Raw genomic sequence first — 11,344 nt, 5'->3', positions numbered from 1 at the left:
AGTTATACACAAGTATTATAACAAAATCGCATCTCTACTTACAAGCTGCAGTAATTGATCATAAGCATTCACTTGTCTAGCAAGCATTATTATAGTAGAAATTTCGCTCTGTGTTAGAAGTTTCCTGCTCATTTTAGTGACTCATAGCCACTGAACGACACTCTGAGCTTGAAACATAGGCTAAAATGGTCTATAATTAAGTCATGCGCCCGTAGCTCAGCGGATAGAGCATCTGCCTTCTAAGCAGAGGGTCACAGGTTCGAGTCCTGTCGGGCGTACTTCTTCTTACTCAAAATGCAATCGGCATTTTTCGTCAAGCTCAAATAATAGAGCGAAAGAATCTAATTTGGATGCTCATATCACAGCGAGATAAACATCTATGAAACGATCCTAATGCCCACCAGAATTTTAAGTTTTAATTACTAAACACCGCATCATTTCGATGCGCTTAAAATAGGCTTACTAAGCTTTCTTTGCTTGCTCCCAGAGATCATCCCATTCTTCTGGGGTTAAAGTTCGAAGATTACGACCGTTAAGAGTGGCTTTATTTTCCATTGTTATGAAACGATCAACAAAACGGAGGATCATATGGCGCAAGGCTTCCTCGGGATCTATTTTCATATGTCGGGCAAGGTTGACGATGGCGAAAAGGAGGTCGCCTAGTTCGTCCTTTGTCCGCGCTTTATCTCCTGATTGAAACGCCTCGCGAAGCTCATGTTGTTCTTCTTCGATCTTATCAAAGACCCCATCAATATTCTGCCACTCAAAGCCTACACGCGCAACGCGCTTTGAAATCTCCATCGCGCGCATCAAAGCGGGCATTGCTTGAGGAACCCCTTCCAGAATTGAAGAATGGCGCGCTTCTTCACCCTTCTCTGCTGTCTTGATAAGGTCCCAGTTGTGTAAAACTTCAGCAGAATCTCTGACTTCTAAACCGGAAAATACATGTGGATGGCGCCTAATTAACTTTTCGGATTGGATTGCTGAAACGTCATCGATATTAAAAAGCCCATCTTCATTAGCAATTTCCGCATGAAGCATAACCTGTAATAAAACATCTCCAAGCTCTTCGCACAACTTGTCGGGGTCACCTGTTTCTACTGCGTCGACTAACTCATAGACTTCTTCGAGAGCAAACTTCTTAAGGCTTTCGTGGGTCTGTTCTTTATCCCATGGACAACCCTCAGGGCTACGTAAAGCTGAGATAATATCAACTAACCCGTAAAGGCCATGCTCACGTTCTAATGGCAAACTAGGCACAAAAAGGCTGGTTAATACATCATGCTCATGTCGGTCGATCTCAAAGAGGGGCATCCATTCCACCGACAGCTCTTCAGTTCCGACAGAACGTACGACTGAAACTGAATGTTCATCCGGATAGAAGTCCATCAATCGAAGTTTGACATCGGAAGCGGCCACTTGCGAATCAACTTGGTAAATAATCTGAGGCAGTCTCGGATCTGGCCTAAAACGGTCTAATGTATATGCATTCCAAATCTGCAGCCCCTCACTAAGATTAACTCCCACAGCCTCCATCATCGGTTCGATAAAACTAGGGCTTCGGACAATTTTAGTAGGGAGCTCTGCTTCCTTGGCTAAGAATAATATTCGCTGAACAGAATCCTCACCGATCAAAGGATGACCTGGCACCGCATAAACAACATCCCCCTGTATTTTCGCCGCTTCCAATACTGACAGTGCAATCTGATCATAAAGGGTCTCGAAATCAGAGGCGGTCTCATAAAATGTATCGAAAGACTGGTAAGGAATTTTTTGTTTATTGAGCCAATCGACAGTAGGATGACGCTCAGTGCGAAGCATTAAGACTGAAGCATGCATCAACACGTTCTTAGCCTCATCCGTCAGCATACTCTCATCGCCAGGGCCAAGCCCAACAATTTCAATCATCTACAGCATCCTTAATGCAGTCAAGGGCGGCCAAATGGCCGCCCTCTATGGCCTATCTTAAATTATGAAACGACAGGTTATTTGCCACCCACTGGTGTAGCGCTAGGAGTCGATCCTGCGTTTGCAGCGGTTTGAGCTTTTTGCGCCTCTTGGTCCCGCTTATACAACGCTTTCCAAGGTTCGCGCTTGATATCGATTTTGAACTTGATGCGAGTATCCTCTAAGAGCTTAGCAAAAGCATTCTTATCAGCCTTCGCTTGGATTAAATTCTGTTTAATGAAAACTTTTATTTCATCCGAAAATGGCTTGGTCTGTGCAGGATTCTTTTTCTCAATTTTGGCTATTATCCATGCACTAGTTTTAGCTCCACCTTGACCAGCAACAGGAACCTTTACCCAAGAAGTATTCTGGCTCAGGGACTTCGACATTACCTCGTCAGCAAATGCTTTACCCATATTGCTTTTAATCCAGGCGTAATCTCTATCAGGGATCATGCCAGCTCCACCATCAGAGTCTAGTCGGTTTTTAAGTTGAGGACTATCGTTATACTTACGGCAGATCTCTTTGAAATCGATACCTCGCTTAAGCTCATCACTGGCTAACTTCATTTTTTTGGCATCGGTCGTAATGACGATACGCAGCCCATAGGTAGCAGGAGTGAAAATCGGCCCTGGTATACTCTTAATCCGATCATAAACACTCTTTACCTCTTCGTCAGTAATGGTCAATCCCTTGCCCATTAAGTTCAACCTAGCAAGGTTAATTTGCTCATCTTTACGAAAATCGGCAAGAGTTCTTCCGCTCTGAGTGTAATTGTTTAAAATATTAGGGTCGAGCTTCTTACGCGTTTCAATTTGAGCATTGACTTCTTTCTCTGTCGGAAAAACTTTTGCATCCTTCGCTGCTTGGAGCATTGCTTGTTGGGTTATAATCTCTCTAAGAGCGCGTGCGCCTGCTTGGCCTGAGGGGGTAATCTGATTAGTACCTTGTTGAGGCTCGTAGTAGGTCGGCAAAGCCTCCATTTGCTCAGTAAATTCTTCTATGGTAACATCTTTACCATTAATTCTTGCGACAACGTTCTTCTTGCCACCGCAACCAATCAAGGTAAAAGCTATCAAGGCAAGAACACCAACTGTTACTATCCGTGACTTCATTGTGAACTGTCTCCTTCTTTAGGCCGGTCACTCACCTTAATAGTGGGACGAAGGCCTATAATTAATTCGATTTCCCCCGGGAGCATCCCGGTTTTTTTTGCAATCTGTTCTAGCGTCTCGCCGGCATCAGCCAAAGCGTGAACCTGTGCGTAACGACCATCCTCAGATTTAGTTATCTTAAAATCAGCAACTGCTGTTTTATCAAGATTAGACGGTACTAACTTAAGCTTTTCATTGATTTGCTGGTCTATTCGCTCTGCTTCTGTTGTGAGCCGATGTAACAAAGCTTCAACCGAACGCCTAAGGCTATCGGTCTCACCAGCAAGCGATTGCTTTGCTGCTTGCGCTTTAAGCTCCTGCTGGGCTCGTAAAAACAATAACCAACCCACCACTAACAAAAGCGCTTGCAGAAATAGAATGAATTCATTCATCCAAGTTTAACAACTAACGTTCTTATACCTTTACGTCTAAATGGCGCTCGGCTTGATTATCAGAACCATCGGGTTGAACGTTAGAAATTTCTTCTGACACGAGATTTCCCGAGTCATTTTTAACCGCATCAGATGGTTTCCGTTTCTTTCTACGATTCTGAGTCGTATTTAGTTGCCAACTTTTGTGCGATACGTCCTGATTTCTCTGATCTGGTAATACACGCGGTACTCCTTGTGTATTATCGATCCCGCCCATCCGCTGAACGGAATGCGTTATATCCCAATCCATGAGCGCTTGCCTCCCTTGGCCGAAACCGCTCAAAGTCGGACCTGGCATTCGCGATATTTTTCATGCAAAAACAAAACTATCGTCTAATGCATGAATTCCAGGATCCGATAGGTCACGGCCCTGAAGTATAACATACGTGCAAATCTCCCGTCAACGCTGAAAAAGCGTCGAGCCTTGTGCTAAATAGCTCCTAAGGCGTACCATTGCTTGTGTATGTAGCTGGTATACCCTTGATTCTGAAACGGACAACACGCGTCCGATTTCTTTGAATGTTAGCCCCTCGTAATAATACAGAGCAATAACAAGCTTCTCACGCTCAGGCAAACGCTCCACACCTTCAGAAAGAGAGCGGTTTATTTCCCGAGCTTCGACTTCAATTCCCGTATCCGATTGATGATCCTCAAGCAAATCGGCTAAATGGAGCTGATCGTCACTCTCGTTACTCGATAAAATATCATCAAGTGATAGCAGTGTCGTACGCCCCATTTCCAATAATAAAGACTGATATTCAGTTTGATTAAGTCCAAGAGCGACAGCTGTTTCCTCTTCGGTTGCGGGTCTTCCCAATTGCAACTCAAGCGACCTATAGGTTCGTTCAAGGTTCTTAAGGCGCTCTCGCACGGAACGAGGCACCCAATCCTCTTCACGCAGCATCTCAAGAATTGCCCCACGAATCAAAGCAATCGCATACGTTTCAAATTTCACGTTGCGAGTTAAGTCAAACTGATCAACCGCTTTGATCAACCCTACTGCGCCGGCGCTTACGAGATCGTCTCTTTCCAACCCCGGCGGAAGGCTCGTGATAACACGACCCGCAGTAATTTTAACCAAATAGGTATATTGGTTGATTAATTTGTCCCGAGAGGACGGATCATGTTCACCTTTGTACCGTCTCCAGGCATTCGTCAATTCGACGGGTGTCAAACTCATAGGCACCCTCCCTTACAACACTTAAGATTCATCGGAAGCTGCTTCGGAATGAGCAGAGTTAGCGGACGGTTCAGGTCCATAACCCAACATGGCAGCTAACACTGAAGCGGCAACCCAACCAATGAGAAATGCCACCGCTCCGCGTATTAATGCCGTAGTCGGACCGACCTGATTAATTACGCTAAACGCTAATGCGATAAAAGCGCAAATTGAACCGATTAACTTTGGCAACACTCAACCTTCAGCCCCTTATTCATTAAGGATGCTTGCATCGTCTGCTGGCCTTCCTTGGCTTTAGCAACCGCTGCTTCATATAGATCGATATACTCTAAAGCGGAAAGTTTCCATGAAAAGTCACTCTTCAAAGCTCTTTCCACTAGTTCGTTCCACTTTTCTTTATTCTGAAAAGTCTTCACGCCGCGCTGAATAGTCTCCAGCAATGCGGCTGCCTTATATTCTTCAAACACAAACCCATTTCCGATATGTGCAATAGGATCAAATTCAATTACAGTATCGGTTAAACCACCGGTTTTCCGCACAATCGGAATGGTACCATATCTAAGACTAATCATCTGTCCCAATCCACAAGGCTCAAAGCGACTGGGCATCAAGAACAAATCGCTGCCGGCATAGATGCGGGATGCTAAATCAGCATCGAAACAGATATTTGCCCGCATATGATTAGGATACTTCTTTTGGAGCGACTTAAAATAGCTTTCGTAGGTCTTATCGCCTAAACCTAACACCACAAACTGCGTTGGCAGGCCGAGCACCTTCGCCACTACTTCTTTTATTAAGTCCAATCCCTTCTGATCGGCTAGGCGAGAAACAAGTCCAATTACAGGAATATTCTCATCCTGTGGCAAACCGAACTCTTGTTGCAAGGCTAATTTGCATTTCGCCTTCCCTGCAATTTTTCCTGCAGAATATTGAAATGGAATGTTCGGATCAGAATTTGGGTCGAATTCATCATAATCAATACCATTCAGAATTCCCCGTAGATTGCCATGATCCGCCAAATCTTTTAACAACCCTTGAAGTCCCGCTCCGTATTCTTCTGTCTGAATTTCTTTCGCATAGTTCGGACTGACCGTATTGGCCTTATGAGCAAATACTAATCCACTCTTTAGAAAGTTTACCCTTCCGTAGGCCTCCATTTGGAACATATTGAAATAACTCTCGGGCAAACCTGCATTTGGTAGCAATGATTTGTCGAAGCTGCCCTGATATGCTAGGTTGTGGATGGTAAACACAGTGCCGATATTATCCAGTTTTAAATGCTCTAAATAAACTGGAATTAGACCCGTGTGCCAGTCATTGCAATGGATAACATCAGGCATCCATTCTTTTTTGAAGGCCTCTATGAAGGTAGGTACCGCTCTGTCGAGGAAAATGTAAGGGTCAGCGCCAGCTTCGATATCATAAACTTTAACCGATTCAGTTGCTTTTGAAAAAAATCGCTTCGAACCGACTAGGTAGACAGGTATATCACCACTAATGGTAGTCTGCTTAACAAAGCCCTCCTCAATCCAATGCGGATTGATGGGAACCGGCAGTTTATCAATAAGTGGCTTAACTTTGTACTTAGGGTTATCCTCAATCATTTTATAGGCGGGCATTAGTACGCGTACATCATGCCCAAGTTTAGCTAATGCTTTTGGCAACGCACCTGCCACATCCGCCAATCCTCCTACCTTTGCAAAAGGCGATACCTCAACCGATACAATCAATATTTTCATTTTCTTATTCGCTGAAATCATTTAATACTCCTAAAAGCTATTTAACAGCCATTTGTGTTGATAGGCCGGCCAAAAGACCACGCAATCCGCTCCCTTTTGACCAAGACTCCATTAACTCGCTGCGCAGAGCCTCAGCGTTAAGGCAGACCGGTCGCACATCCAAACCTAAATACTTATCAAACATAACTGACAATCTTAGAGCCGCGTCACGCTCGTTCCCAACTCCTGAAACTGCGACGGAAAGAGAGACTTTCGATAAAGCATTTCGATGTGCCTTCATCGCCGCATAGGTTTCTACTAAAGATTCAGGTCTAGCGGGAAGAACAATAAGAGCTTGACCTGTTGAACAGGTTAAAGCATCAATCTTTCGTCTTAATAGAACCCATAAATCAGCAAGAGGCTGCACTGCTCGAAGTTCATTGACAAGAGAGCGGCGCTGTGTTGCCGTTCGTGAATTCCACCAACGTTCACCGCCAAGCTCAATCACTCGCGTATTTGGGTTCAATATACCGCTTCTAAGTAATGAAACGTTTGAAACGGCTGAAACTGAAGCACCGGGTCCAAATCCTCCTGTGATCCCTAATCCATCCCAGTCAAGCGTTATGGCACGCTGATCGCACATACCTGCTGCATCAACCAACATCCGCACGATATCAGTATTAACTCCTGCAGCAAGATATAGCGATACAGCACCGGCATTAGACACCTCCGGCACTTTTACAACTGCGCGATGCCCTACACTTACCGGTTGCTTAACCGTCATTTCTCTCAGCAATTTAGCCTGATCGCCCATAATTTCTCCGAACTACGTCTTCCCTAAATCTGCAGGTGGTTTCGAACGACCTCGGAAGCCGGCAAGCGCTATCACTGTTAATAAATACGGCAGCGATAGCCAAAATTCCGTGGGAAGCTGTACACCGAATATCGGTGTGCCTTGCATCCATTCTTCTGCCTGATAAAACAGCCCAAATGCTAATGCTGCAGCGGCGGCGCCAAACGGATTCCATCGGCCTAAGATGAGTGCCGCAAGCGCGATATATCCACGTCCACTCGACATATTCACCGAAAACCCCGGCGTCTGAGCTAGTGATAGATAACCACCGCCTAATCCTGCCAGCATTCCGCTCGCGATAACACCGAAATATCGAACCTTTATCGGATCGATCCCAACCTGCGCCGCCTTTTCGGCGTCATTCCCAACCGCCTGAAGGCGAATTCCGCTCGGTGTATAATTCAACCATACGTAAATCACGCCCATTAATACACAAGCAACGATCGTCAATGACCACCAAGGCACACTTGGCACTTTAGAGAAAGAGCCAATACCATCAGGAAGCCGCCTGAGCAGAAAGCTCGTCACTCCAAGCGCAACCAGGTTAAGCGCTATACCGCTCATCACGTGTTCGACTTTCAATCGCTGCGTTAATAACGCATGAGCGTAAGCTAGCAGTCCTCCAGCTAATACAGCTGCTGATAAACCAAGCAAGGCGCTCTTTGTGAAGTAACTTACCACTGCCCCAGCAAAAGCACCTAATAGCATCATTCCTTCTAACCCGATATTTATAACACCACTTCGTTCAGAAAGAAGTCCACCTAGTGATGTCAACATCAACGATGTGCCGCCGCGCAGCATTCCCAATATCCAAACTTGAATTAAGAGAGTCATTTAGCGCTCCCTTTTTTTCGCTGCCAAGTAAGCCCTGCAACCCCTAAAATAATAAGCCCTCTAACCACTACTGCAATATCGCGCGGCACTGATGTCAGCGATTCCATATAACGCGTTCCCGAATCCACCGCACCAAAAACTACAGCCGCCGGAATTACACCCAAAGGATTGGCACCTGCCAGCAGACCCACTGCTATTCCATCAAACCCGTAACCAGGTGAGAAATCTCGATAAAACCTATGTTCAGGAACTCCCGCCACTAAAACAGCCCCTGCTAAGCCTGCTAATGCCCCTGAGAGCGCCATCGTCATTATCAAGGTTCGTGATATTGAAATCCCATGGGCTTTGGCTGCGTTTGAGTTAGCGCCCACTGCGCGTGTTTCGTAACCGTTAGGCGTCCGGAACAGCCACACCCACAACCCTATTGCAACGAAAATCCCAACTAAAATTCCCAAGCTCAAAGAGTTATCCGTAAATGACAGCATCGGCATCCATGCGGATCGCATCAACTCAGGTGTTTTAGGTTCATTAAAAGCGCTGACTGCACGCATCGGCCCATTTAACAAATAATTAACCAGGTTCAGCGCCAGATAGTTGAGCATGATAGTAGTAATCACCTCATGCCCGCCCCGCCATGCCTTAATCAAGCCGGCAGGGAGCGCCCATATCGCTCCGGCTAAAGCTCCAACAATCAACACAAGCCCAAGATGCAAACCATAAGGAAGCACAAACGCATAGCCAGTCCAAGCGCCCATCAAACCGCCAACAAGAAGTTGTCCTTCAGCGCCTATATTAAACAAACCTGCTCGAAGCGCAACCGCAACCGATAAACCGGTTAGAAGCAAAGGAATCGTTAGGCTTAGCGTCTGCATCCACTGCGCCTTATCTCCAAAAGCTCCCTGAACAAAGATTATGAAGGCATACCCTGGTGGCGTGCCTGTAGATGCCACTGCAACAGCTATAAGCGCCGTCGCCGAAATAATAAGCGCAAGAATAGTGAGAACACGCTTCATCTCGGCGCACCACCCACCATGTGTAAACCGATAAGCTCGCGGTTTTTACTCTCTCCATCAGGCAAAGCAAAAAGCTTCCCACGGAACATTACAACGATACGGTCGCATAGCTCGATTAGCTCATCCAGATCAAACGATACCACTAGCGCTGCCATTCCAATGGCGCATTTGTCTCGGATAACGTTATGGACCTGTTCGGCGCCGCTAATATCCAATCCACACGTTGGTTGGCATGCAACCAACAGATTAGGCTCACCATAAAGCTCACGCGCGGCCATCAAACGCTGCTGATTCCCACCGGATAACAAATCAGCGGAAGATTCCAAACTCGGGGTCTTCACGTCGAATTCACTTACCAATTCCCTTGCCCGCTCATTAACTGCTTTTGACTGCATTAACAAACCACCGATCGGTGGCTTTCTGTGAAAACCTAAGACAGAATTCAAACTAACCGACCAATCCTCGATGAGACCATCTAGACGATCATTCGGCAGGTAGCGAAGCCCCAACTCCATCCTCCGTCTTATCGATTGCCTAGATAAATCAACTTCTCTGAAGCGAATTGAACCCGAGATAACGGGGCGCAGGCCGACTATAGCTTCTACCAATTCAGCCTGTCCATTCCCGTCAACCCCTGCAATCCCGACTATCTCTTCCGAACGTATTTCAAGACTAATCGAATTGACTGCAATATCCCCTCGATCCCCACGAACCGTTAACTCGGACACGGTGAGCATTGGTTCTCCAAAAGATCGAGGGGGTTCTTTTTTGATCGGGTTGATTTGCTGTCCGACAATCCACTGAGTGAGCTGTTCTCGTGATGTTCCGGCAACATCAGCATCAGCAATCTTCTTCCCACCACGTAATACAGTAACCTGCTGAGCGTGCTGCATTACTTCGTCCAGTTTATGCGTCACAAATAAGATCGTTCTCGGGCTATCGTCACACAACTTATGCAAGTTATCAAAGAGCGCATTTGAGTCCGATGGTGATAACATCGCCGTCGGTTCATCTAATATTAAAATATCGGAATCTCTCCACAACAACTTTAGGATTTCGAGCTTCTGACTTGAAGTAGGACTCAAGGTTGAGGCCAAAGCGCGCCAATTAAAATTAAAGCCAATTCGTTTCGCTAATTCGTCCGCCCGTTCAATAGCGGCTTTCCGATCGAGCAAACAACCTTGTGTGAGTTCCGCGCCCAACATTAAATTATCAATAATTAAAAGTTCGGGGATGATACTGTAGTGCTGAGTAACCATCCCAACGCCAGCTTTGATAGCCTGCATTGGACTGTGGAAATCTGTTGTCTGCCCACGAAGCTTAATCTCACCCTCATCAGGACGGTAGACGCCGTAGAGGATGCGCATCAGCGTTGTCTTCCCTGCCCCATTTTCTCCAACAATCGCATGGATAGTCCCCGAACTAACGTCAATATCTATCCGGTCATTAGCCGTTAACGCGCCAAACCGCTTAGTAACCCCATGCATAGAGATAATTGGAGACTGAATTGAAGCCATGGTTTTGGGTATCGCAAAATGGGATTTACTTACCCTTCTTAATGGGCAAGTCCAAACCTGCAAGGCGTTCTAAGACTAGAGAAACTGCTACAAAGGACAGTTTGCCATCGCCGTGTGCTAAGACTGAGCGCATGAGCTGATTGCAAACTGCAGTGCCGGGCATGGGGACTTTTAGCTTATCGGCAGTCTCTAAGGCATAGCGAAGATCCTTCTGCTGAAGCTCGGCTGAAAAACCCGGTCTAAAGTCACGATCAACTATTCGCGGCCCCAAATTCTCCATCGCCCACGAACCACTAGCGCCGCCACTTAGTGTCTCGACCGCTAAGTCTAAATCAACTCCAGCATTACGGCAAAACAGAAGCGCCTCGGCAACCCCAACGACATTCAACATACCCGCAATCTGGTTGGCCATTTTGAGTATCTGACCCATGCCGGGACCGCCAACATAGACGATCTTCTTTGACATCGGTTCGAAGACAGGTTTCACTTTCCCAAAGACCTCTTCATTGCCACCGACCATAATCGTGAGGGTCCCGTTTTCTGCGCCGATTTGTCCCCCTGTCAGCGGAGCATCAAGGAAATGCAAACCTAATTCGTTCGCTCTTTCGGCAAATTCTTGAGCGGCCGCAGGGGCAATGGTACTGGTGTCGACCAATATAGTGCCAGGTTTGGCACCCATTGCAGCACTGTTCTCATT

12 protein-coding genes and 1 tRNA gene are annotated in these 11,344 nt (G+C 46.3%); 1 reads left to right on the top strand and 12 read right to left on the bottom strand.

Going from position 1 to position 11,344, the window contains the following annotated elements; all coding sequences use genetic code 11:
• The first annotated feature begins 205 nt into the window (after nucleotides 1-205).
• Nucleotides 206-278: transfer RNA gene (locus WCO51_04480), tRNA-Arg, on the top strand.
• Nucleotides 279-462: 184 nt separating this feature from the next.
• Here the strand turns inward: WCO51_04480 and mazG are convergent.
• The 12 genes from mazG to WCO51_04420 form a co-directional block, all read right to left on the bottom strand.
• Complete coding sequence (gene mazG, locus WCO51_04475) at nucleotides 463-1,908, bottom strand: nucleoside triphosphate pyrophosphohydrolase (protein MEI6512516.1); 1,446 nt, start codon at nucleotides 1,906-1,908, stop codon at nucleotides 463-465.
• A gap of 77 nt (nucleotides 1,909-1,985) precedes the next feature.
• A complete protein-coding gene (locus tag WCO51_04470) occupies nucleotides 1,986-3,062 on the bottom strand; it encodes a SurA N-terminal domain-containing protein (protein MEI6512515.1) in 1,077 nt (358 codons plus the stop codon).
• The gene (locus WCO51_04465) at nucleotides 3,059-3,439 is read right to left on the bottom strand and encodes a hypothetical protein (protein ID MEI6512514.1); all 381 of its coding nucleotides are present in this window, start codon (nucleotides 3,437-3,439) and stop codon (nucleotides 3,059-3,061) included. The genes WCO51_04470 and WCO51_04465 overlap by 4 nt, the downstream gene beginning before the upstream one ends.
• Before the next feature lie 76 nt (nucleotides 3,440-3,515).
• On the bottom strand, nucleotides 3,516-3,830 hold the full coding sequence (locus WCO51_04460) for a hypothetical protein (protein ID MEI6512513.1): 315 nt from the start codon (nucleotides 3,828-3,830) through the stop codon (nucleotides 3,516-3,518).
• 102 nt (nucleotides 3,831-3,932) lie between these two features.
• Nucleotides 3,933-4,712 carry a FliA/WhiG family RNA polymerase sigma factor gene (locus WCO51_04455; protein MEI6512512.1) on the bottom strand — a complete coding sequence of 260 codons (780 nt, stop codon included), beginning with the start codon at nucleotides 4,710-4,712 and terminating at the stop codon, nucleotides 3,933-3,935.
• Nucleotides 4,713-4,733: 21 nt separating this feature from the next.
• Complete coding sequence (locus WCO51_04450) at nucleotides 4,734-4,946, bottom strand: hypothetical protein (GenBank protein MEI6512511.1); 213 nt, start codon at nucleotides 4,944-4,946, stop codon at nucleotides 4,734-4,736.
• Nucleotides 4,931-6,472 (bottom strand): glycogen synthase GlgA, encoded by a 1,542-nt coding sequence (gene glgA, locus WCO51_04445; protein ID MEI6512510.1) that lies wholly within the window; start codon nucleotides 6,470-6,472, stop codon nucleotides 4,931-4,933. Before glgA ends, WCO51_04450 begins: the two co-directional genes overlap by 16 nt.
• 16 nt (nucleotides 6,473-6,488) lie before the next feature.
• Nucleotides 6,489-7,244 (bottom strand): hypothetical protein, encoded by a 756-nt coding sequence (locus tag WCO51_04440; GenBank protein MEI6512509.1) that lies wholly within the window; start codon nucleotides 7,242-7,244, stop codon nucleotides 6,489-6,491.
• A gap of 12 nt (nucleotides 7,245-7,256) precedes the next feature.
• Nucleotides 7,257-8,117, bottom strand: coding sequence for an ABC transporter permease (locus WCO51_04435; protein ID MEI6512508.1), 861 nt, complete (start codon nucleotides 8,115-8,117; stop codon nucleotides 7,257-7,259).
• On the bottom strand, nucleotides 8,114-9,130 hold the full coding sequence (locus tag WCO51_04430) for an ABC transporter permease (protein MEI6512507.1): 1,017 nt from the start codon (nucleotides 9,128-9,130) through the stop codon (nucleotides 8,114-8,116). Before WCO51_04430 ends, WCO51_04435 begins: the two co-directional genes overlap by 4 nt.
• Nucleotides 9,127-10,647 carry an ABC transporter ATP-binding protein gene (locus tag WCO51_04425; GenBank protein MEI6512506.1) on the bottom strand — a complete coding sequence of 507 codons (1,521 nt, stop codon included), beginning with the start codon at nucleotides 10,645-10,647 and terminating at the stop codon, nucleotides 9,127-9,129. The genes WCO51_04430 and WCO51_04425 overlap by 4 nt, the downstream gene beginning before the upstream one ends.
• 25 nt (nucleotides 10,648-10,672) lie before the next feature.
• A partial coding sequence (locus WCO51_04420; GenBank protein MEI6512505.1) for an NAD(P)-dependent oxidoreductase occupies nucleotides 10,673-11,344 on the bottom strand: 672 nt, incomplete at its 5' end.

Source organism: bacterium (assembly GCA_037131655.1).
In the GTDB taxonomy this organism is placed as follows: domain Bacteria; phylum Armatimonadota; class Fimbriimonadia; order Fimbriimonadales; family JBAXQP01; genus JBAXQP01.
The sequence above is the reverse complement of the archived record's forward strand: the minus strand, read 5'-3'. Positions and strand labels throughout refer to the sequence as shown.